Annotated in this window: 23 protein-coding genes; 6 read left to right on the top strand and 17 right to left on the bottom strand. The window is 45.8% G+C overall.

Annotated elements, in window-relative coordinates:
* Positions 1–69 precede the first annotated feature (69 nt).
* The 9 genes from FKZ59_RS02860 to FKZ59_RS02820 form a co-directional block, all read right to left on the bottom strand.
* On the bottom strand, positions 70–936 hold the full coding sequence (locus FKZ59_RS02860) for a glycosyltransferase family 8 protein (protein WP_141601224.1): 867 nt from the start codon (positions 934–936) through the stop codon (positions 70–72).
* A 199-nt stretch (positions 937–1135) separates the two neighbouring features.
* Positions 1136–1771, bottom strand: a complete 636-nt coding sequence (locus tag FKZ59_RS02855) for a YdhK family protein (protein ID WP_141601223.1) — start codon at positions 1769–1771, stop codon at positions 1136–1138.
* 313 nt (positions 1772–2084) lie between these two features.
* On the bottom strand, positions 2085–4304 hold the full coding sequence (locus FKZ59_RS02850; protein ID WP_141601222.1) for a heavy metal translocating P-type ATPase: 2220 nt from the start codon (positions 4302–4304) through the stop codon (positions 2085–2087).
* A gap of 79 nt (positions 4305–4383) precedes the next feature.
* Entirely contained in the window at positions 4384–4590 is a 207-nt protein-coding gene (gene copZ / locus FKZ59_RS02845; protein ID WP_141601221.1) for a copper chaperone CopZ, read from the bottom strand.
* A 19-nt stretch (positions 4591–4609) separates the two neighbouring features.
* Positions 4610–4930, bottom strand: a complete 321-nt coding sequence (locus FKZ59_RS02840) for a metal-sensitive transcriptional regulator (RefSeq protein ID WP_141601268.1) — start codon at positions 4928–4930, stop codon at positions 4610–4612.
* 95 nt (positions 4931–5025) lie between these two features.
* Positions 5026–6153 (bottom strand): Ger(x)C family spore germination protein, encoded by a 1128-nt coding sequence (locus FKZ59_RS02835; RefSeq protein ID WP_141601220.1) that lies wholly within the window; start codon positions 6151–6153, stop codon positions 5026–5028.
* On the bottom strand, positions 6125–7243 hold the full coding sequence (locus FKZ59_RS02830; RefSeq protein WP_141601219.1) for a GerAB/ArcD/ProY family transporter: 1119 nt from the start codon (positions 7241–7243) through the stop codon (positions 6125–6127). Before FKZ59_RS02830 ends, FKZ59_RS02835 begins: the two co-directional genes overlap by 29 nt.
* Positions 7240–8583: a spore germination protein gene (locus tag FKZ59_RS02825; protein ID WP_141601218.1), complete on the bottom strand. Its 1344-nt coding sequence runs from the start codon at positions 8581–8583 to the stop codon at positions 7240–7242. The genes FKZ59_RS02830 and FKZ59_RS02825 overlap by 4 nt, the downstream gene beginning before the upstream one ends.
* A 305-nt stretch (positions 8584–8888) precedes the next feature.
* Entirely contained in the window at positions 8889–9443 is a 555-nt protein-coding gene (locus tag FKZ59_RS02820; protein ID WP_141601217.1) for an NADPH-dependent FMN reductase, read from the bottom strand.
* 232 nt (positions 9444–9675) lie between these two features.
* On the opposite strand from FKZ59_RS02820, the gene FKZ59_RS02815 reads away from it, so the two are divergent.
* The 4 genes from FKZ59_RS02815 to FKZ59_RS02800 all read left to right on the top strand — a co-directional run bounded on the left by FKZ59_RS02815 (position 9676) and on the right by FKZ59_RS02800 (position 12297).
* Entirely contained in the window at positions 9676–10719 is a 1044-nt protein-coding gene (locus FKZ59_RS02815; RefSeq protein ID WP_141601216.1) for a PseG/SpsG family protein, read from the top strand.
* A 98-nt stretch (positions 10720–10817) separates the two neighbouring features.
* Positions 10818–11006 (top strand): SE1832 family protein, encoded by a 189-nt coding sequence (locus FKZ59_RS02810; protein ID WP_141601215.1) that lies wholly within the window; start codon positions 10818–10820, stop codon positions 11004–11006.
* Positions 11007–11411: 405 nt separating this feature from the next.
* The gene (spx, locus tag FKZ59_RS02805; RefSeq protein ID WP_141601214.1) at positions 11412–11822 is read left to right on the top strand and encodes a transcriptional regulator Spx; all 411 of its coding nucleotides are present in this window, start codon (positions 11412–11414) and stop codon (positions 11820–11822) included.
* Between the two features lie 37 nt (positions 11823–11859).
* On the top strand, positions 11860–12297 hold the full coding sequence (locus tag FKZ59_RS02800; RefSeq protein WP_141601213.1) for a MarR family winged helix-turn-helix transcriptional regulator: 438 nt from the start codon (positions 11860–11862) through the stop codon (positions 12295–12297).
* 162 nt (positions 12298–12459) lie between these two features.
* Here FKZ59_RS02800 and FKZ59_RS02795 read toward each other — a convergent pair whose 3' ends face one another.
* A complete protein-coding gene (locus tag FKZ59_RS02795; protein WP_141601212.1) occupies positions 12460–13005 on the bottom strand; it encodes an RNA polymerase sigma factor in 546 nt (181 codons plus the stop codon).
* Between the two features lie 228 nt (positions 13006–13233).
* Here FKZ59_RS02795 and FKZ59_RS02790 point away from each other — a divergent pair, with 228 nt between their 5' ends.
* Positions 13234–14628 carry a dipeptidase gene (locus tag FKZ59_RS02790; RefSeq protein WP_141601211.1) on the top strand — a complete coding sequence of 465 codons (1395 nt, stop codon included), beginning with the start codon at positions 13234–13236 and terminating at the stop codon, positions 14626–14628.
* Positions 14629–14841: 213 nt separating this feature from the next.
* The gene (locus FKZ59_RS02785) at positions 14842–16281 is read left to right on the top strand and encodes a tetratricopeptide repeat-containing diguanylate cyclase (RefSeq protein WP_141601210.1); all 1440 of its coding nucleotides are present in this window, start codon (positions 14842–14844) and stop codon (positions 16279–16281) included.
* Between the two features lie 373 nt (positions 16282–16654).
* Here the strand turns inward: FKZ59_RS02785 and cyoE are convergent, their stop codons facing one another.
* The 7 genes from cyoE to FKZ59_RS02750 all read right to left on the bottom strand — a co-directional run bounded on the left by cyoE (position 16655) and on the right by FKZ59_RS02750 (position 23097).
* Positions 16655–17542: a heme o synthase gene (gene cyoE / locus FKZ59_RS02780; RefSeq protein WP_141601209.1), complete on the bottom strand. Its 888-nt coding sequence runs from the start codon at positions 17540–17542 to the stop codon at positions 16655–16657.
* A 189-nt stretch (positions 17543–17731) separates the two neighbouring features.
* The gene (locus FKZ59_RS02775) at positions 17732–18787 is read right to left on the bottom strand and encodes an AbrB family transcriptional regulator (RefSeq protein ID WP_141601208.1); all 1056 of its coding nucleotides are present in this window, start codon (positions 18785–18787) and stop codon (positions 17732–17734) included.
* Between the two features lie 148 nt (positions 18788–18935).
* Positions 18936–19202, bottom strand: coding sequence for a DUF1292 domain-containing protein (locus FKZ59_RS02770; RefSeq protein ID WP_141601207.1), 267 nt, complete (start codon positions 19200–19202; stop codon positions 18936–18938).
* 27 nt (positions 19203–19229) lie between these two features.
* Positions 19230–20681: a protein adenylyltransferase SelO gene (locus FKZ59_RS02765; protein WP_141601206.1), complete on the bottom strand. Its 1452-nt coding sequence runs from the start codon at positions 20679–20681 to the stop codon at positions 19230–19232.
* Positions 20682–20832: 151 nt separating this feature from the next.
* Positions 20833–21363, bottom strand: coding sequence for a D-glycero-alpha-D-manno-heptose-1,7-bisphosphate 7-phosphatase (locus FKZ59_RS02760; RefSeq protein WP_141601205.1), 531 nt, complete (start codon positions 21361–21363; stop codon positions 20833–20835).
* Between the two features lie 56 nt (positions 21364–21419).
* Complete coding sequence (locus FKZ59_RS02755) at positions 21420–22583, bottom strand: anti sigma factor C-terminal domain-containing protein (protein ID WP_141601204.1); 1164 nt, start codon at positions 22581–22583, stop codon at positions 21420–21422.
* A complete protein-coding gene (locus tag FKZ59_RS02750; protein WP_141601203.1) occupies positions 22573–23097 on the bottom strand; it encodes a sigma-70 family RNA polymerase sigma factor in 525 nt (174 codons plus the stop codon). Before FKZ59_RS02750 ends, FKZ59_RS02755 begins: the two co-directional genes overlap by 11 nt.
* Positions 23098–23147 lie beyond the last annotated feature (50 nt).

Here is a 23147-nt window from a genome sequence, read left to right as displayed (position 1 = left end):
CCCGCCATTTCCGTCCAAAGTTAAAAAAGGCTTGATTCAAAAAGAGAATCAAGCCTTTTTTCTCTCTGTTCAATTCGCCTTCTCGCTGGCCGCTCCCATTTTCGCGCCTTCCAATGCCGCAACGGCGTCGTTCGTGATCTTTTCGTAATGTTTGTACAAGGAGTGGAATTTTCCGCTGTAATTTTTCTTCCACGGTTTCTTCTTTCCGCAGAAATGCAGGATGACGGTATGGTTCATGACATAATCCATATCGAAGAGCCCGCTGCTTTTCAGTTTATAAATATTGTAATACCTCGCATCATAATTGTATTTGACTTCATCAATGCCCTTGATTTTCTTCGAATAAAGGGCGTTCATGATATCCTGGTCGGGCATGATGAGCTTGGAATGATATTTTTCCACAAAATCAAAAATTTCCTTTTCATCGATGGTTTCCCGCAAAAGCGGCAAATTCATCAGCAGGACGCCGGAATTGTAGTAGGCTTCCAGGTCGAAAGGATTGAAGCGGATCTTATTGATTTCTTTGATCGGCATGGTCCGATGGTCTGCGGCTGCAAAAAGGTACCCTTCCAAATCAAGTTCATATAATTCCCTTATTCGGTTAATCACCAAAATATCCGGATCCAAATAAAGTATGCGGTCAAGATGTTGCGGCAAAAATTTGTGGGCGAGCAAACGATAGTACATCGTTTTCGTATAATGCATAAGGGTTGGAGCATCGCTGAATAATTGATCATCGATCGGAATGTTGTGGAACTCATGGCCTTCGCCGGAAATGAAAGCGTCCAATAATTCGAGCTGCTGGTCAGGTATGGAAGATTGGACAAGATAAATCGAAAACTGTTCATTCGGATTGTTCATGAACAATGATTTCAGCATGACCGTTAACGGATGGAGATAATTGGAATCAACTGTCACCAGAATATTCATTTTCATAGCCTTCATCCTTTGAATAACATGTGATATTCATATCTTAATATAAAAAACTGCCTATAAACAAATTATAAAAAATGAATTTTCTTTTCATGAAAGGAATCGGCTGCCCCTTTTGGAATATGAAGACTTATTTTCTCAACAAAAAAAGAGCGGATTTCTTCCCATCCGCTCTTATCAAACCGTTCCATTACAGCCTGTTTTATTTCGCAGGGGACAATTCGCTTTCTTTGAGCCATTGATAGTTTTCCACTTTTTCCCCATCTTTATTGACATAATCGACCATGTAGACCACCGTTTCCTCCGCGGTGTCGATTGTTCCTTCCGCCCCTTTCATTCCCTCTTCGCGGTCGGCTTCAATAATGACCCGGTCGCCGATATTCAAAGTTTTTTCGCCAAGGGGCTCGATTTCTTCCCTCACAAACCATTTCTTGTTTTCTTCCTGCACGCCCGTTGTGGATGTATACGTAATGGAATATACCGTCGATTCATAAGCCCCGACAACTGTGCCTTCCGATCCTTGCATATCGGCGTCATGGGCCGCGTTGATGATCACTTTGTCGCCCACCTTGAACTTTGGATTTTTCGCTTCCTTCAAGCCTTCCGGAATTTTTCCCCAAGTGGAATGGGTCACATCCGCATGCCCTTCTTTCCCGTCCATGTTCTCTCCTACCACTTTTTCTCCATCCACCTGGTTGTTCGTTACATCCACATCTTCACTGTCCAAAAATTCCGTCGGATTTTTTTCATTTTTCGTTGTCAAATCATCTTTATTGCCGCAAGCCGTTAATGGGAAAATGCTCAAAAACGCTGTAAGTATTAGAAGCAGCTTTTTCATTCAAAGTCCTCCTTTTGGCAGTCTCCTCAATTGCTATATTTACAGCATCTGCATTTCCCTGGGATTTATGCATCGGAGTTAAGCAAGATACCTGCGGGATTCCTGTGTGGCCGGCCTTTGCGATCGTTTATTTCAGGCTTTTTGAAAATTGCCAATCATCACCTGAGGAACTTTCTTGGGTTTTAACCGTAATCATGCCATTTTTACCGGCCAGCATGTTTGCCATTAGAAACCGCCGGCAGGACGTAAAGGATGCCGGTAAAGCGCAAAGGCTGCCGGAAATGGCGGTTCTTCCCGGACAGCCCTGCCACCTTTAATGATTCAGTTTCACCCGCTGCAATCGCAATGCATTTAATACCACCGAAACGGAGCTGAACGCCATGGCGGCGCCGGCCACCCATGGGGCAAGAAATCCCGCCGCGGCAACCGGGATGCCGATGGTGTTATAGGCAAAGGCCCAGAACAGGTTTTGCTTGATGTTCCGCATCGTTTTGCGGCTCATCAAAATGGCGTCGGCAATGCTGTTTAAATCGCCGCGCATCAGCGTCACATCCGCCGCCTCCATCGCCACATCCGTGCCGGTGCCGATTGCCATGCCGATATCTGCGACGGCCAATGCAGGCGCGTCGTTGATTCCATCCCCGACCATCGCCACTTTCTTTCCTGCCTTCTGCAATTTCCTGATTTCTTCCGCCTTTTGCTCAGGCAGCACTTCCGCGATGACATGATCGACGCCCACTTCTTCCCCGATCGCTTTCGCCGTCCGTTCATTGTCGCCCGTCAACATGATGACTTCAATGCCCATGTCCTTCAGCCGTTGTATCGCCCGTTTTGACGATTCTTTCAACGTATCGCTGACAGCCACCAGTCCCGCATACTCGCCGCCAATGCTTGCGAGCATGGCCGTTTTTCCTTTTTCTTCAAGCCGCTCCATTTGGGATGAGGCCTCCCCGATGTCAATACGGTGGGCCTGCATGAATTTTCTGTTTCCGACAAGGACTTCTTTTCCTTCCACAATGCCTTTCACGCCCATGCCCGGAATGGCTTCAAATTCCCGCGCTTCCCAGAGAGCGATTCCGCGCCCTTCTATGCCTTCCACTATCGCCTGGGCCAACGGGTGTTCCGACTGTTTTTCGACGGAACCGATGAATGAAAGGAAAGTTTCTTCCTCTTTTCCTTCCGCTGTTATCACATCTGTCAGAGCCGGTTCCCCCTTTGTAACCGTACCCGTTTTATCCACGACGACCGTGTCGAGTTGATGGGTCTGTTCCAAATATTCCCCGCCTTTGAACAAAATGCCGTATTCCGCCGCTCTTCCCGTACCGGCCATGATCGATGTCGGCGTCGCAAGCCCCAATGCACAAGGGCAGGCTATGACCAGCACGGAAATCATGGCTTCCAGGGCCTGCGCCACTTCCCCTGGCGCAACGAAGAAAATCCAGGCGGCAAAAGTGATCAATGCAATGGCGACCACAATCGGCACAAATATGCCGGAAATTTGATCGGCGAGCCGTTGAATCGGCGCTTTCGAACTTTGCGCATCTTCCACCGCTTTGATGATTTGGGCGAGGGCGGTATCCCGGCCGACTTTGGTCGCTTTCATTTTAATAAAGCCGTTTTTATTGATGGTGGAACCGAACACTGCCGAGCCCACCGTCTTATCTGCCGGGATGCTTTCCCCCGTCAGCATCGATTCGTCGACGGCACCGGCTCCTTCTATCACTTCCCCGTCGACAGGGATCTTCTCGCCCGGCTTTACGAGCAGGATGTCGCCCACAACGACTTCTTCAAGCGGAATTTCTTTTTCCGCGCCGTCCCGGATCACGCGGGCCTGTTTTGCCTGCAAGCCCATCAATTTTTTGATGGCTTCGGAAGACCGGCCTTTCGCTTTTGCTTCAAACCATTTCCCCAACAGAATCAACGTGATCAATACCGCGCTCGTCTCAAAATAAAGGTTCGGATGCATGCCGGTGTTAAGCGCTTTTATTGTTTGATACAAGCTGTAAAAATATGCGCTGGACGTGCCGAGCGCAACAAGGACGTCCATATTGGCGCCGCCGTTTTTCAAAGCTTTGTAGGCGCCTTTATAAAATTGCCATCCGATGATGAATTGAACCGGTGTGGCAAACGCCATTTGCACCCACGGATTCATTAAAACATGCGGCATATAAATAAAGGACATAAACGGGAAATGCGCAGCCATCGTCCATAACAAAGGCAATGAAAGGAAAGCGGCGACAATGAATTTGATCAATTGCTTTCTGATTTCCCGCTCCCGGTCATCGGCCGCTTCGGTTTCTTTGACGCGGGCGCCATAGCCCAATTTTTCGATCCGTCCGATGAGATCGGAAACGCTGACTTCGGAAGGATTGAATTCGACCGTCGCCGTTTCCAGGGCAAGGTTGACCGCCGCGCTTTCCACCCCCTGCATTTTGTTGAGGGCTTTTTCGATACGGTTGGCGCAGGCCGCGCAAGACATGCCGGTAATTTGCAAAGTAATTTCTTTTAAATGATTGCTTTGTTCCTTGCTCATTCCGAGGTTCACCCCGTTTCTATACCGTCATAGGGTATGTAAAGCGGAAAAAGAAAAGAGGAGCGGACGCCCCCATTTCTTATTCCACCTCGTACCCTTGATCATCGATCGTTTCTTTAATTTGATCGAGCGTAACTTTTGACGCGTCGAATGCGACATCCACTGTGCCCGCCTGCAAATCGACTTTCACTTCCTGTACGCCGTCCAAAGCGCCGACGCTTCCTTCCACCGCTTTTACGCAATGATTGCAGGACATTCCTTTCACCCGTAATGTGACATTTTCCATGTTCATTTCCTCCTCCATTTTATTTGCGCATTAATTTTTGGATCGTGACAATCAGTTCATCGAGAATCTCCTGGTCCCCTTCGGCAAGCCTGCTCACCACGCACCCTTTGATATGTCCTTCCAATAAAATCTTGGCGACGCTGTTCAATGCCGATTGGGTCGCGGCGATTTGCGTAATGACATCATCGCAATACACATCCCGTTCAATCATTCCTTTTATGCCGCGAATTTGCCCTTCAATGCGGTTCAAACGGGTGATTAAATCCTTCTTGACTTGTTCCGGATGATGGCTTTTTCGGTGGGAACAGCTCTCCTCGTTAAGATGGTTTTCCAGCTTCATCAACCCCCAGTCTCTGACTACATTATACCATACCACTGTATGGTATGCAAATGGAATGAAGGATTGCGGCCTGCCAATCCGGCCGCCTCCTCCCCCTACTGAATGCTTCCCGTACTTTTCAAATTGGATTTCACAACGACTTCCACTTTCGCATTTTTGAATGCCGTTCTCCATTCCTGGTCGGTCATCCGGTCTTTCGGCAAAGTATGGCTCTGCAGCCTCAACCCGAAACCGAACGGATCGTACCCTTTCATTTTCATTTCATCGATCAATGCGTTCAACTTTTCTTTCATTTCTTGCTCGAGCATTCTGTTATATTCGGGCAATTTCCTATTATCCAAAGTATTTCTCGATTCCGTTATGATGCCGGTCAATTTGATTTTGATCCGGATTGTCACTTGGTTCCCGTCCCGTTCCACCCGATATTTCGGCTTAATGTTATCAAGTCTGGTCACAAAATGCTCCCCTTCTCTCTCAACAGTAAAAAACACGCTTTTGGCGGAATCCGCAAGAATTTTCACAAACAAAGTTTTCTCGGCATCCAGCTCGTATGGAATCCTGTCTTTTGCCAATATAATCGATTTATCGATGATAAAATGGGACCCTGGTTCATTGATTTCCACAATGGGCAGAATCGGGTCGATTCCATACTCGTTCATCGTTCTCCTGAAATCAAACAAATGGGTGGTGATGATGAATGAACTTTCCGCTCCGGTATTACCAAAGTAATTGAAGAGTGTCGGCTGCAACGACGTTTCCCCGTTCGGAACAAATTTCACAATTTCTTCGGCATTCGGCCTCCCCATCGCCACATAGGAAATCATCTGAATATCCGGCCTCCGGATCAAAAAGTCCAAAATTTCTTTGTTCTTCTCATCTTCCATCATTTTCTCCCCCAGGACAATCAGCTTCGAATGCCCAAAATCCAATTCCTTATCAAGATGGGCTTCCAGTATCGCAATCGTTTCCGCCAATGTTTCTCCGTCCTTGATGAGGTAAGAATATTGGGGTGTCGGATTCTGCCTGAAAGAACTCGTCGGCACATAAAGCTTTAAGATGATTTTGTAAGGTTTTTTGGGATTATCCGATTTATCAATGCCAATCATCGAAACAAACACCATCTTATCAATATCTTTGAACTCCCCGCAGCCGGAGAGGAAGAGCAAAAACGACAATGCGATCAGAACGAAAAATCTAGTTTTCCCCTTTTGTTTTGTCGGCACCTTTCATCCTCCTACGTATCCAGAGAAATAGGAATGGCATGAGAAAAAAAATGACGGCGGTCAGATTAAAAAAGTAAACCGAATACCGGAACAGCTGGTATTCCGACAATGTCAGGATGATAAATAAAGAACTGGCGGCAAACAACAAAATCAGAATCCCATATCCGATGTTCAAGTCTTTATATTTCCATTTTTCCAGCTTGAAAATAAACTTGAACAATTCCACCGATACATGCCAGTGGATCAAAATGCTCAAAAAGGCCATGCCCAAATAGAGAAGCAAAAACACATAAATCAGGCGCTCAATCAAAAAAAACCTCATTCTCATCGAGTCGCTCGTCGCAATCCACGGATAAACAAGCTCGTCGATCTCTTTTATGCCATGGAATCCGATCGGGACAAAATAGGTGGTAAAAATCGTCGCAGAAGCGATAAAAGCGATGACGATGATTTGTTTCAAGCCAAAATGCTGTTTATGCGTGAAGAAACGGTTGAAAATGACAAGATTCACCACGCCCAGCGATAAAAAAATGCAAGCAGCGACGGCATTGACATTCGGCATTTCCACCACATGCAGCATCGCCTCCTTGATGAAATCCCAATTTAAATCCTTGCTCGTATAGGCTTTGAAGATGATAAACACAATGATCGGGAAGTTGATCAAAAACACGATTTCGATGGTATACAGCACCCGGTCGGTCTTCATGAAACATCCGAATATGACCGATAAAACCAGCGTCAGCCCCATGAGCGTAAGCGGGATATCCGGCGTAAAAAACCGGATGAGCAGGAACGTGTAAGTGATCAGCGTGCTGACCCCCGCCAGGAACCACATGATCGCCATCAGAAACAATAAGGGGTAATAAAACCATTTTTTCGTTGTCTGCACCAGCATCTCGGGAAAAGTGATCCCCGGGAAGGCGTTGAAGAACTTCGTAAAAAAGACCACGATCACAGTCCCCAAAAAAACGCCCAAAATCAAAGCCGAAACGGACCCATCCTCGCTGTAGCGCAAAAGAATGGTAGGAACAGCGGAAATGATATTGGCAATCATATTGATCAAAATCAAATAATAATAAAACCGACTCACGCCTGTCCCTCCGAATTCTTGTCACCTTTTCGGTAGTTATACAGTCTCAAAAACGGTTCCCCGAAGCTTGAGAGATTGACCAGATACATGATGATGCAGAGCAGGCCCAATGTCAGCCCCGCCAGACCAAAAATGCTTGTCGTCAAAATGAGAAGGAACCGCACGATGCGGATGGCAAACGCCATTTCATTCACCGGAATGACAAAAGTCGAAATGGCCACGGCCGAAATAATGATGACCATGATGTTCGAAGCAAGGGCGGCTTCCGTTACCGCCGTCCCCAAAATCAGACCTCCAACGGTCGCGGCCGTCGCACTGATGGCTTTCGGCAAACGGATACTCGCCTCCAAAAGCAATTCCATGAAAAACAGCATGAACAGCACTTCGACGAAGGAAGTAAAAGGAACCCCCATCCGGCTGCCCGCTATGGTCAGCATCAGCTCCGTCCGGAACACCTCGGGCGAAAAGGATGCCGCCCCAATGTAGATGCCGGGCAGCAGAATGCATAAAAAGATGCCGAGATAGCGCAGCAACTTCAGATAATAGGAAATCAGCAACGTATGGTAATCATCCTCCATGGTTGTCAAAAAATCGAAAAACACGGCAGGCGCCATCATGCATTGGGGGCTGCCGTCCACCAGCAGGACCACCTTCCCGCCCGCCAGATTGTAGACGACACGGTCCGGGCGCTCCGTCAAAATCATCTGAGGGAACAGCGAAAACCGTTTATCATTTAAAAAATTGTTGAATTCGTACGCCTCCGTAATCACTTGTTTATCAATCCGATCCAGCTTTTCCTTGATCATTTGCAACGCTTTTTTCCTCACTTTTTTTTGGTCGTACACAAGGGCGACTTTCGGCCTGTTCACTTCCCCTTTCAAGTAATATTCGATGGTCAGCGACGGCTGGTGATAAGAGGAGCGGATGATGTTGATATTGGTCATCAGATTGTCGCTTAATGCCAGCTCGGAACCATGGATGGTCGTTTCGACGGAAGTGGAATTGACATCGCTGTTTTTGGACAACTTGAAATCAATGGAATACAACTTCTCCTGAATGGCGACAAGAACATTCCCTTCCAGCAGGAATTGGAGCGCCTTCTCTTTGGAAGGGACTTCCTGGAATTGCGGCAACATCGTCAAATAAAGGTGATACTGCTCCTGGGAAGGCAATTCGAAAAATGGATTGATGATGTATTTCTGATACAATTCCTGATCGATCAGCGTTTTAATGAACAGAAGGGTCGCCTGTTTATTTCCGTAATTTAAATGTTTTTGTATGACTTCGGATGTATCGTTGAATTGGCTGATGACCCATGAAAGCGTTTCTTGTGAAGTCATTGCTGTATCTCCAATCTTCCTGCGGATTTTTTTGAATAAATGATAAAAGTGTTGAAAAAGCTCTGTTAGAGCAATCCCGCGCCTGAACATGCGGATTTATCTCTTAGGATACCCAATCGGCCTATCCCCTCATACCCGCTTCTGATTAATTCGCTCCGTGCATATGTTAGTTATGTCCGTGCCTTGGACCGGCAATTCCGGTTGTTCCCGCTCCAAAAAATAAAAAAGCCTTTGAATCTTGCATTCCAAGATTCAAAGGCTTTTATTCCCCGATTGCATAAGGAAGGAAAAATCTTTTTTCCATATTAATGGTTGTCGATCGGTTCTTTCGCCAGAGTCTGGCTCAATTTGCAGTATTGAACGAATACGCGGGCCAGTTCACGCAGCCGGTCATGAATGTCCTGGTCGATGATTTCATCATTTTCATTGAAATGGGATGTATGGGTATATACATAGTTGGGCGTTACCAGGCAGCGGAAATAATCCAAAATCGGCCGGAATTGATTTTCCACCACCAAATGGTGCTGGAATGTGCCGCCGTTTGCCACTATTGCGGCGGGCTTATAGCGCAATGCTTTCGGCGGCAACATATCGAGCGCATTTTTCAATACGCCCGGTATGGACGCCTGGTAAATCGGCGTTGCAAAGATATAACCGTCCGCCTCTTCAAATTTTTGAATCATCATCTTCATATCATCATTCAGCGGACTGCCATCCAGGATTTGATGTTTTAATTTTGAAAAGTACAATATTTCCAATTCCAAACTGGAATCAAATTCCTTTATATATTTTTCCACTTGTCTCAATAGCGCACCCGTTTTTGTCCCAAAAACTGTACCATCTACGAGCAGAATTTTCATGTTGCAAGTCCTCCATATAGTAATGATCATCCATTTGTTTATTGTAGCAAATGCTCCAATCTTTCGACAGGGAACGGTTATGCAAACGAAAAAGTTCAGTCTTTTGTCTGAAAAACATTGCGATTTTCCGCTCCGGGACTCTGGAAAACTAAAAATCTTTTTCTCCGATTTCACACATACTTTTGAAGATTCCGCCATATTCTTAATAATGATTGGGAAAGGATGGGATTGTATGCAGAATGAATTGAGTAAGAAACCAAAAAAGAAAATCGCCTTTATTGTGGAATACAGTGCCATGAAAGGCTATTACCCATTTGAAAGAGCCAGCATTCTCGCAAAACTGCTAAAAGAAGAAGAGGTTACCGTTTTCCTGAAAAAACCGTCCGATGAGGCGCTGGAAATCTTTACAGATGCACAACTTTCTCCAATAATTTATATCCATATCGATGAATTAATAAACCATTTGAAAGAATTGCAGCCGGATTTAATTGTACAAGACGGGAAAGATACGACAATCGAGTATGTGGAAACGATACGGCCTTTCTGCAAGACGCTCGTACATTTCGATGATTTTGGCGAAGGCGCGGAACTTGCGGACGGCAATATTCTTGCCATCCTGGATGAAATGAGGGAAACAACGGCCCAAAATATTCTGGCAGGAAGCTTTGCCTTCGCTATTGGCGATACACTGAAATCCATTGCCGAATCGAGAGTTTCCAACGAATTATCCGATCCGCCACATATTGTTGTAGCATATGAAGATGGAGACCCCAACAACTTGACATACCGCACACTGAGACACTTGACCCACCTGCAAATCCCGCTAAAAGTGACAATAGCCATCGACCGTGAATACCCGCATTCCGTCAGCGATCTCCAATTGATGGCGTTAAGCCGAAGAAATACAAAAATATTCAAAGACGACAAACCGCTCGAAAAACTGTTGCCGGAAGCGGACATTGTCATTTGCAATGCCAACTACACTCCATACAAGGTGGCCGCCGTAGGCATTCCATGCATCGTCAGCGCCCAAAACGAGCGGGAATTGAACAATATCTTCCCCCGCGAAAACAACGGATTCATCAACCTGGGATTGGGTCGGAAAATGAAGCAATCCAATATCCAAAACGCGGTGATGGAACTATTGCTGCACGAAGCAAGACGGGAAAGGGCCGTCCGTAAGCAAATTCAATTGGAAATCCATGAAAACAACGAAACGCTCAAATCCCTGCTTTTGGATTTCGCCTATGAACGCCATAATATCGTCTCGTTTTAAACATCGGAATCTACTATTTTCATCTTGGATGTATGAAAAACAAGCATATTTATGATAGAATATTGAATTAGTTTGATGACCAAGGAAAGATGGGAGTAATGCATGTGACAAAACGCGAGATTGAGCAGCAGATTATGGAAATCAAAATGGACTACATCAATTTGCAAGGCGATATCGAAAAGCTTGAAAATACCGGCCATATCGACTCTGTCATGGAGGCGGAAGAACGGCTTGCCCGCATGGAAAAAAGGCTTGCGGAGCTCAACAGTCTGCTCGCGGAACTGTAATACCGCGGGCAATTTATTTTTTTGATGAAATTTTAGCAAAAGAGCGGTTTTAATCCCCCGGAAAATTGGAAAAGCTAAAAATATCCCTGGCGGAAACAACCTTCTCCGGCGTCCTTTTCCTTTGCAGGAAAGAATCCTCCCCCTCCCCCTTTCGACGAAAAAATAAAATGGGGCGCCCTGGAAACTTAACCAAATAAAAAATAAATTCTATCAAATTTTCTATTAAAAAGTGAAACTTTCGCCCAATCAAAACGTACTAATTAATAGAAAAATGGTTATGCATTATGTTCATCCACTTTCATTTAAAATTGACTTTTAAATATCTTAGTTGTAAGATATTAATGCTGGTTATCAAAAATAACAAAAAATTATCATTCAAACCCAATTTAGTAGGAGGCGGTATCTATGACAGTTACCATCTACACACAATCCAGCTGCTCTTCATCCCGAAAAGCGATTAAATGGCTGAAAGAGCACAACATTCCTTTTGTGGAAAAACGCATTACATCCCAACCATTGACATTATCCGAATTTAAAAACATTTTGCGAATGACGGAAAACGGAACCGACGAAATTATCGCGACAAACTCAAACGACTTCAAAAATTTGGATGTGGACATCGATCAACTTTCCATCCAGGAACTTTATGAATTGATCCGTGAACATCCCCGCATGCTTCGCAGCCCAATCATCATCGATGAAAAACGAATCCAGGTCGGTTACAACGAAATGGACATCCGTCGATTTATTCCTCGCAAAGTCCGCGAATATGAACTGAACGAATTAATCAGACATGCCGAAGAAAACGCAAGCTAATCCCCTGCTCAATTTTATGAAAGTGGAGATGAAAATAATGGATAACCAAAGATATGATACCATTTCTGCCCTCTTTGAAGTGGTGGCATCACTGGAACGCAAATGGTCCAACGAATGGAATCAAATCAATGACCTAGGTTTTTCGAAAACACATATTCTCCTATTGGACTTGCTCGCAAAAGAAGGTCCAAAACGCCCTTCTGTCATTGCGGAGCGGCTAAAAATTACGACGGGCGGTGTAACAGTATTAACATCCAAACTGCTGAAAGGCGGCTACATCAAAAAAACCCAAAGCTCAAAAGATCGGCGCGTCTCCCAAATTGCCATTACCCAGGAAGGAAGAAGGGTATTGGAAGAATCCAAAACACAAGTCATGGCTTTGGTGCAATCCATGTTCGGCATGTTGACAAATGAAGAAATCCGGACATTGCACAAAATTTTCGAGAAATGTTTGGAAGGTTCTTCCCAAAAATAAGAAAGGGGTTCAACCATATGTGTAAAAGTTAGTTAGATGCAAGTTGCCATGGACAAGCAGCTTGCATTTGCCATCTTTAATAAAAAAACTTGCGGCCACTGGCCACAAGCTTCTATACCTGTTTCCCCATTTCCATTGAACATCCGCCCCATGGACAATTCGCTACACCGGCACGACCACATCTTCCAATTTATAATCGGACAACAAAATTTCTTTCAATCTCGCCTTCGCTCGGAACAACCGGGATTTCACCGTGCCGATGGACACCTTCATCAATTTTGAAATCTCCGCCAACGAATATTGTTCTACATAAAAATACCATAGCGTTTTTTGATAAATGACGTCCAACTGCTTGATCTTTTCCTGCACAATTTTTGTCACGACCACTTTTTCAATCTGTTCCTCGGTGGATACTTCGTTGTTGGGAACCAAGTCCAAAATCGGAACGTCCAATGTTTCAGGTTGGCTTAATACATATTTGCTTCTGCGGACGCTTTTTCTGTACCGGTCCCGGAACGTGTTCATCGTGATGGTCGTGAGCCATGCTTTGACATGATCGACGTGTTCCATCTGCTCTTTATTGCGTACCACTTTTACCCAGACTTCCTGCATCAAATCCTCCGCTTCCAGAGGGTTGCGTGTCAGTTTCAAACATAAATGATATATGTATCGATTAAACTCATCGTAAACTTCGCAAATATTGCTCATCGTTTAATTCCTCCGTCATCAGAACTTCCTTTCTTCTGACTCCATTTTCCCAAAAATTTGTATTACACTCTATATGATTAGCTTTCAATTACATTACATTCATGTAAGATTTCTGTTATCTTTGTATAATGTTCATGATTTTATCTGAATTTTTCGATAATCGGTTGGTCTTTTGATTTCTGTGGTATACTAATTTTTAGCAAATTTAACGAGAATCGGAGGATTTACATGGAACTAGAGCGTTTTGACGAGTATTTCAAAAAAAATCGCGAAAAGCATTTGCAGGAACTGTTCGAGTTTTTATCCATCCCTAGCATCAGCTCCCTTTCCGAACACAAGCGGGATATCGAACGGGCCGCCCACTGGCTGAAACGTCAGCTGGAGCAATTGAACATCGAAAATGTGTCCATCGATCCGACCGGGGGCCATCCGGTCGTATACGGCGAATGGCTTCATGCGGAAGGAAAGCCGACTGTGCTATTCTACGGGCATTACGATGTGCAGCCGGTGGATCCGCTGGAATTATGGGAATCCGAACCTTTCAAACCTGAAATACGGGAAAATAAATTGTATGCCCGCGGCGCGTCCGATGACAAGGGACAAGTCTTCATGCAATTAAAAGCCGTCGAAGCCCTTTTTGACGTTCTTGGCAGCTTGCCTGTCAATGTGAAGTTCCTCTATGAAGGGGAAGAGGAAATCGGAAGCCCACATCTTCCTTCCTATATTGAAAAAAATAAAGAAAAATTGTCGGCCGATTTTATATTGATCACCGATACGAGCATGCATGGGCCAGGAAAACCGGCCATCTGCTACGGACTCCGGGGACTTGCGGGAATCCAGATTGATGTGCAAGGCGCTAACAGCGATCTGCATTCAGGTCTATACGGCGGCGGAGTGCAAAACGCGGTCCATGCGCTGGTGGAAATCCTCGCCTCTTTCAGGGATTCGGAAGGGAACATTCTGGTGGAAGGCTTCTACGATGACGTCAAACCGCTTACGGATGAGGAGCGCAAAGCCTTTGCGGAACTGGAATTTGACGAAGAAGCATTGAAAAAGGAACTGGGCGTGGATGAATTGTTTGGAGAACCGGGCTACTCTTTCCTTGAAAGAACCTGGGCGCGTCCGACATTGGAAATCAACGGCATTTTCGGGGGATTCTCCGGCGAAGGCATCAAGACGGTCCTGCCTGGAAAAGCGGGGGCAAAAATCACTTGCCGCCTTGTACCGGATCAGGAGCCTGACAAAATTGTCGCCCTTCTCCGCAAACATATCGAAAAACACACTCCGAAGGGCGTAACGGTCACAGTGATCGAATTTGACAGCGGAGCCCCTTACCTGACTCCTTTTGATCATCCATTAATTCAAACGGCAAGCAAATCCTATGAAAAAGTGTACCGGACTCCTACCGCATTCACCCGCGGCGGAGGGTCCATCCCGATTGTCGCTGCCTTTGACCAAATGTTAAAAGTTCCGGTGGTGCTCATGGGCTTCGGCCTGACTACGGAAAACTTCCATGCGCCCAATGAACACTTCCATTTGGAAAACTTCGATAAAGGCTTGCGCGTCCTTTGTGATTATTTATTCGAAGTATCCAAATTATCACTGGACAAACAGGTAAAATGACCTATCATTTTCTAAAAAAAACGAAACGCATCATATCAATACATTCCGGCAGTATAAGGATTTTTTACTGTTTTTCATATATAATAAAAAATTATAAAATACCTTTATTTTTTCAAATAATGTATACATTTAGTAACTCCTTTGAAGTTTATAATATGGATTGGGGAAGAAATGCACAGCATTTCTTCCCCCTTCAAAGAGAGGTGGTAACAAATGAAAACCCAATGGCATCATTTAACCAGGCTGGAAAATCTCACGAACACCCTCTTTTCCGCCGGCAAATACACAAAAGCGATCGACACGGCAAAAGAATTGCTGGAAATGGCCAAAGAAACCGAAGACCAAAAAGCCATGATGAACGCGCACATACATCTTTCAAGCTGCTATTATTTTTTGGGCGACATTGAAACGGCTTTTCAGCATATCCTTGAATATAAATTATTGTGCAATGAATTCGGGGATGACCGGGACAAGTATCATTTATACCGCCTGAGTGCGCTCATATATGAATACGAAGAAAATTATGAAGAAGCGAAAGAAGCGATGCGGCAATGCATCCAGATCGCCGAAGAATTGGAAATGTACAGTGAAGCCGGCACCAGCTACAACACTTACAGCAACTATTTATTGCAGGAAGGGAAATATGGAGAGGCTCTGGACTATGCATCCAAAGCCCTGCACATATGCGCAGAACATTGTCCCAGCGAAATCCTGCTGCAATGCCATATTTATTTGACGATTGCATCGTGCCACATCGGCATGAACGAATTGACAAAAGCTGAGGAAATCATCGATCATCTTGCATTGAACCAGTATATCAATCATTTTCCTCATGAAAAAGCTCATTTTCTCCATGTCAAAGCTTCTTTCCATCGTTCCAAGGGCGAGCACGATCAAGCATTGCAATTCTTAAACGATTCTTTCAAAATTTATTCCGATTTTAAAAACCAGATCAAATTAAAATCGATTTTGAAAGAAATTGCGGAAATCCATGAATCCCGGGGCGACTACAAGAAGGCTTACGAGGCATTGAAGGAATATATCCAAATGGCGGAAAAGCTATTTTCGATCCGCCTCTCCTACAAGATGAGGGAATTCGATGTGCATCAAAGCATCAAGGCGATTGAAAAGCGTGCAAATGTGGACAGTCTGACAGGAGTCTACAATCGCTATTTTTTGGAAACAACCTGCAACAAATGGCTGAAAGAAGCGAAAAAGGAAGGTCAGCACATCTGCTTTGTCATTATCGATATCGATTCATTCAAACACATCAATGATACCTATGGCCATTTATTGGGCGACGAAGTGATTAAACAGGTGGCGCAAGCTTGCTTAAAAGTGGCGTATGAAGATAAAGAAAATATTCTTGTCGGACGATACGGAGGAGATGAATTTATCGTCCTCTTCAGAAATTGCCCTCCCCACTCCATCATGGATAAAGCGAAACAGCTCTACAATGAAATTACTTCAATCCAAATCAACCATGCGTCCCATGACATCCATCTGACCGTCAGCATCGGGGCGGTTTGCACCAACAGCCTTCCTTATGCAAAAAAATTCACCCAGCTTCTCAAAGTCGCCGACCACGCGCTATATATGGCCAAACGGCAAGGAAAAAACCAGATTGTCTATCTTTCGAACGAAAACTGCTAAAAAAGTGCCTGGCACCTTCAAAGTGCCAAGCACCAATCCTAGGGGAGGCGTTTATGTATCTGTGAATCCGCTTTTGTGGTTCATTGAGCGAATCTTCCGTTACTAAAAGAGCGATTTTTTATACACAACAGTTTTCTCTGCATTGCATAATCTACTATAGCATCCTCGCCATCCCTTGTGTATTTTTGCGAAGCATGTGTCACATTTTTATCAAAAACCTGTTCACAATTCGGTGATATTTTATTAATATTTTATCATTTTTTACAACATATTGATAAATTTCCACCATTTATCCTGTCCAAATCGGAAATGGGCCATCATGGCAAAAAGAAAACCAAAAGCGGAATAAGGCTTTCGGTTTTCTCTTTCCCGATCAACGGAACATGATGCCTACTCCTGCATAGATGATGACCGTCGCGAATACGGCCGTCATATAGATGAGGGAGTAGCCAAACATTTGATTCGCCCACTTATTGCCGTCCATCTGGCGGTAACCGACCAGGCTGATCCACAGCCAAATGCCGCCAAGGGTCAGGGAAGAAAGCGTCAACCCCCAGCTCAAAGGCACGAACAGAAAGCTGGTCAGCATCAACAAAATCAAATATACGTTGGTTTGGATATACGTCCGTTTGACTCCTTTGACCACCGGAAGCATCGGGATTTTGGCCGCCGCATAATCCTCCTTCTTGCGGATGGCCAAAGCATAGAAATGGGGCATCTGCCAAATGATCATAATGATGAAGAGCGCCCAGCAGGCCGGATGCCAAATATCGGGAGCGACGGCCGCCCATCCGATCAATGGAGGCATCGCGCCGGAAATGCTGCCGACCTCCGTATTCCAGATGGTTCTCCGTTTCGTCCACATCGTATATGGCACCACATAGAAAAAAACGCCAAGAAATCCGAGCAGCGCGGCGGTCCATGTCGTCAACGCCAATATGGCAAGGCCGGCAACCAATAAAACAACGCCCACCACAATCGAAGTACGAACATCGATTTCCCCTGTCACTGTGGGTCTCAACTTGGTGCGGGACATCTTTGCGTCGATATCGCGGTCATAAATATTATTGAAAAGACCGGCCGCACCAATCACACAGGCCGTTCCGACAAGGGCAAAAATCATGTTCGGGATATTTTCTACAAAACTTAAATGATACGTATAAAGGGCTAGCATTAAAGCGGCAAACATCGGAATTAAATTCGACTTGATAATTCCCGTTTTCACAGCTTTTTTCCACGATTCCAGTTTCTTGTTCTTCATTTTATGTCATATTCCCCTTATCAAAAACAACCGTTATTTTCGATGTTAAACTAATATATATCATACCATTTTTTCATCTCTTTCAACAATCGGGTTTGTCGTTTGTCGAATCCGTAGGTTGGAAAAGCCATGAGAATTCTCCTATATATAGTATAAATAAAACTTGCGGAAAGCAATTTTTGAGATTCTTCAAACTTTTCCTTCGTTCTTCCTGTCAATATAATGGCAAGCCGCTTTCAACAACGGCAAAACCACAAGGAAAATAAACAAAATCCGGAACATCTGGAAAATGGTCACGACCGTCACATCCGCCCCGATGGCGCTTGCGAGCAGGCTCATCTGATCCAGCCCTCCTGCCGCCGTGCTCAAAATGCTGGTCGTCAAAGCATAGCCCATCATCTTCATCAGCATCCATCCTTGCCCAAAAGTGAACAAGAGCAACATCACTGTAGTGGCAATCCCCCATAATACCACTCTTTTCCCCAATACGAGCATTTCAGGAGTCAATAATCGGCCAATGTAGGCCCCGATCATCAATTGGGCGAAATGAAGCAGGATGCCGGGAACTTCCGGTGTGCCTGCGGAAAACAATTGAAGGCCAATGACAAACAGCACGGGCGACAAAAAGTAAGGGACCGGAATTTTCAGCTTCTTCCCTACCCACACCGAACCCGCCGCGGCAGCCAAAAGAAGAATCAATTCCCCCATTGAGGAAAAAGAGAAAGCGGATGCTTCCCCGCTTTCCGCCACATGGACGTGCAATAAGAGGGGAATTCCGATGACAATCGCAATCACACGAATGACATGGAAGTATGTAACCACCGCCAAATCAATATCTTTTTCTTCCTCCGCAAAGGCGACAATCTGCGAAAGTCCTCCGGGAACCGTGCAGGTCAGGGCGGTTTTTAAAGATAATTTCCCCATTTTCACAAGTCCAAACGCCAAAATTGCGCTGAACAGCAATACCATCACATTTACCAATAGCATGATTCCAATGAGCCAATCCATACCCGAAAAAACATCAAAATCAAAACTTTGCCCAATGGCGATGCCGACGATGATCAATCCGAGATTTCGGCAAACGGGCGGCCAATAAAGGGGAATCTTTTTAATAAAAAACTGGCTGATCAGAACAAAAAAAATCGGCCCCAAAAGCCAAGGCACCGGCAAATGGAATATTGTAAAAACCGAAACGCCCAGCAGACTGACGGCAAGTACGACCACCATTGATAAAATTTGTTGCACGATTCAAATCCCCTTCATCCAAGGTCTACTAATGTTAGACTACCATAACCACCATTTTCAAAAAAGGAACCTGCCTTGTGATGGGGATCCGTTTCCCGAAAACCCGTCCAAACCAAAATAAAGGGAGCTCCCAGGCTCCCCATAGGCTTCACTCTTCTTCCTCCAATATTTCATCGAAGGCTTCCACCACTTTATCGTATTCTTCGTCGGACTCGATTACATCAAAATCTCCGTCTTCATCGACTTTCAGGAAAAATACTTCGATATCCTCTTCAATATCATCGCGCAAATCTTCGGTGAACGCCACCGCCACATAATCCTGCCCGTCCACCGTCATGGACGCGACCACTTCCACTTCTTCTTCCTGCTCGCCGTCACCGATTGTAAACACTTCGCCAACTTCGATTTTTTCCATATGGATTCCTCCGTTTGCTTCCTAATTTTACGTACCGCAATACGTAATATACGGTTCATCCGGATGTTCTGGCAATGTACAGTATTCCTCCTGTTCCGCCGAATATGCATAAGGATCGGATAAAACCGCCAACAACTTTTTCATCAAGGAAAGATCCCCCCGCTCCACCGCCGCTTCCAGGGCTTCTTCCACCCGGTGATTGCGCGGAATGACCGCAGGATTATGCCGCTTCATCAATTCTTCCGTTTCCGCCGGATGCTGATATTTGATCCGCGCCAGGTACCGTAGATGCCACTCCCGGAATTCGGCCGTTTGAAAGAAAGGCTCCTCAAATTTTTGCAACGTCAACGCCCTGAAGGTATTGGTATAATCCTGTTTATGCTCTTGCATCAATTGCAGCAGCTCCTGTATGAGAGCTCCGTCTTCTTCTTTTTCATCGAAAAGCCCCAATTTTTTGCGCATTCCGCCAAGATAGAAAGATACATAAATTTCGGGATATTCCGCCAGCGCCTCCTGGGCAAGGCGGACCGCTTTTTCCTTGTTTTCATCAATGATCGGTAGGAGCGCTTCGGCAAACCGCGCCAGGTTCCATCCGCCTATTTTCGGCTGGTTTCCATAAGCATAGCGGCCGTAAACATCAATCGAACTGAAGACCGTTTCCGGATTGTAGCGGTCCATAAAGGCGCAAGGACCGTAATCGATCGTCTCGCCGCTTATGGCCATATTGTCGGTATTCATCACCCCGTGGACAAAGCCGGCCAGCTGCCATTTGGCAATGAGGGATGCCTGTTTCCGGATGACCTCCTCCAACAATGCAAGGGGCGGATTCTTCGCATTCAGAAGATGGGGAAAATGCCGTCCAATTGTGTAATCGCAAAGGGCCCGCAAATCTTCTTTTGACCCGAATTGTCTCGCGAATTCAAAGGTTCCGACCCGGATATGGCTTGAGGCGACCCGCGTCAGCACCGCACCGGGCAAAACCCGCTCGCGGATGACTCTCTCTCCCGTCGCCGCAACGGCCAGGCTTCTGGTCGTCGGAATCCCGAGGGCATGCATCGCTTCGCTGATGATATATTCCCGGAGCATCGGCCCAAGGGCAGCCCGCCCGTCGCCGCCGCGGGAGTAAGGCGTCCGCCCCGCGCCTTTCAGTTGGATATCCACCCGGCGGTTGCCGGGGGCCACATGTTCCCCCAAAAGGATGGCCCGCCCGTCCCCCAGCATCGTGAAATGGCCGAACTGGTGGCCGGCGTAGGCCTGGGCGATCGGCTCCGCCCCTTCCGGGACATCCTTTCCGGCAAATATCGCGGCTCCTTTTTCCGATTGAAGGGCACCGGGATGCAGATTCAATTCTTCCGCAAGCGATTCATTGAACATGACGAGCTTCGGGGAAGCGACGGGCTCGGGTTTTTGCTTTGTATAAAAGATGGGCGGCAGTTTTGCATAGCTGTTGTCAAAATTCCATCCAGGACGAGATTTCATTCGGATCTTCCTTTTTTCATTTTATTGTTGCAGACGAGCGGCCGGTTTATTCCCGGCGGCGGATCGGACCATTGCGAATCCAATCGTTCCAACAGGGATTTCCGCTTTGCATCTTTACCCTTTATACCATGTTTCCAGCAGAAAGGAAAATTTAATGCATTTGGGCATCTTCGATCATCCAGTCCGCTGCGCTGAACAGATCGGGAAACACGGCATCGGCCGAAGATTCCTCTTCGCCGATGAACACCGTCTTTGTCCCCGCCCTTTTCCCTGCCTGGATGTCCGTATCCGTATCCCCCACCATATAGGATTGGGACAGGTCGACATTGTACTTTTTGGCCAAATCTTCGATCATTTTGGAACCCGGCTTGCGGCAGGCGCATCCGGCTTTCGGTCTATGGGGGCAATAGGCGACATCATGGATGATGGCCCCGCGCTTTTTCAATTCCTTCATCATGTGCCCATGAATCTTTCGAAGCTCGGATTCTTTCAAAAAACCAAGTCCTACGCCGCCTTGGTTCGTCACCACAAAAATATAATCAAAATGCCCGTTCAGCTTGCGGATCGCTTCCGGCACACCCGGCAACAAATAAAAGTCTTCCGGTTTGTTGACAAATTTCACCCGGCCGGTCAGCACTTCATTAATGACGCCGTCCCGGTCCAAAAAAACCGCTTTTTTCATATTCTCCCTCCTGTGTTTATTGTTTGCGGGAGAATTCAAATCCATGATGGGCATGTTTAATGATAAAGCGCTCCGCCGGCATCTTTGTTGTACCAGTTCCAAAAATCCACTTCCCCCAAAGCCGCATAAATAACATGTTCGTTGCCGGCGAGTTTCAACAATTCCTTTGTAGGCCCCGTCAACACGGCCCCGTAGCATTTCACTCCATGTTCATCCACATATTTTTGTATATCTTTTATAGAGGTTTCATCATAATTCCAGATCACTTTTTCCGCCCACCGTTCATGTTCCGCCAATAAGGCCAAGCCGTTCTTAAAAGCTTTTTCGCGTATATGTCCGTCTCCTTTTTCCTGGTAAACGTCCTCCTCAACGAGGCTGTGCAACGCATATTCATGAATCCCCCACAAGGTTTCTCCCATGCTTAAAAGATGGGAATCTCTTTCCTCCTCGGTTCCCGTATCAACGGCATACCAAACAATTTCCACATCATAATCTTTCAAAATCTGATACATCTCATCAAAGGAATAGACATCATCCAGGCTGACCGCCAACTCCGAAACGGTTCCCTCCGGCAACATTTTTAACGCTTCCCAGGTTTCATTCGCCCCTCTACGATAAGACTCCTTTTCTTCTTCCTGCTGTGACGCGAACACTTGCGGATGAAGGAAATAGAGGTCCAAGTCATATCGGCCATCCACCCATTCCCTAGAAAAATTCAAGTGGTTCAATATCATTTTTCCATGGTATTTCCCGACATATCGTTCTTCGCTGCCCACCCTTTTCTGAAGGCTTCCTTCCAAATCCGCATTAAAAAACACTTTTATATTTGTTCCTCCGGCATCGCTGTAGACATTGGGCATCGTCATTTGCACGGCGGTCTGGATCACCCGGTTTGCATCGGTACCGATGAAAGCATAAATAATCCCTGTCGCCATCATCGAAATAAGGCTGATGATGATGAAAATATTGAAAACCACGATGGAAGTGGCAAACCGGTTTTTCCATTTCGCCTTGCGGACAATTTTGCGCTGTTCTTCCCGGGAAAGTTCCGGAATGGCCGGATCCGCATCCGGGGATGCCTGCCGTTTAAGATGTTCCTCCATGTACCGTCCGCATTCCCCGCAAGTGTGCAAATGCTCTTCGATGGCGCGCTCTTCTTCGGGCGTGCATGTTCCATGGAGATACGCATCCAGTTTTTTTCTCGTTTCTTCACACTTCATCCTTTTCACTTCCTTTCATTTTTGCCCGCAGCTCCTTCCTGATTCTGAAAAGCGACACTTTCACATTCGGGATGGACATGCCGAGCATATCGGCAATTTCCTCGCAGGAAAATTGGTAGTAATCCCTCAAAAGAATGAGATTTTTCTTATGGAGCGGCAGCCCTTCGATCAGCGCCAGCCATTCCTTGATGCGATGCCGGTTCATGGCCGTATCTTCCGCCGCTTCGGACACTTTTTTATTCAAGGTCTCCATGTCTTCCACATACGCCAATTTTTTCTCTTTCCGGATCAGATCGATGAAAGTATGGTAAGCCACTTTAAAAAGCCAAGGCTTGATTTTTTCATCGTTGTAGCTTTCAAGATAGAGGAAGGCGCGATAAAACGTTTCTTGCACGATATCTTGCGTCAGCTCCTTGTTTCTGCAAAGGGAAAAAATATAGCGATAGACGTCCTGAACATACAAAGCATAGATTTCTTCCAGTTTCATCGCTTCACTCTCACGCCCTCCTTTCACTATATCCACGTACGGGAAAGGAAAAAGTTACATCAAAATCAAAATAGAGG

The sequence above is a fragment of the Ureibacillus terrenus genome (genome assembly GCF_006569205.1).
Classification (GTDB): domain Bacteria; phylum Bacillota; class Bacilli; order Bacillales_A; family Planococcaceae; genus Ureibacillus; species Ureibacillus terrenus.
Note: the sequence above shows the minus strand (reverse complement) of the source record. Positions and strands in the feature narration are given on the sequence as shown.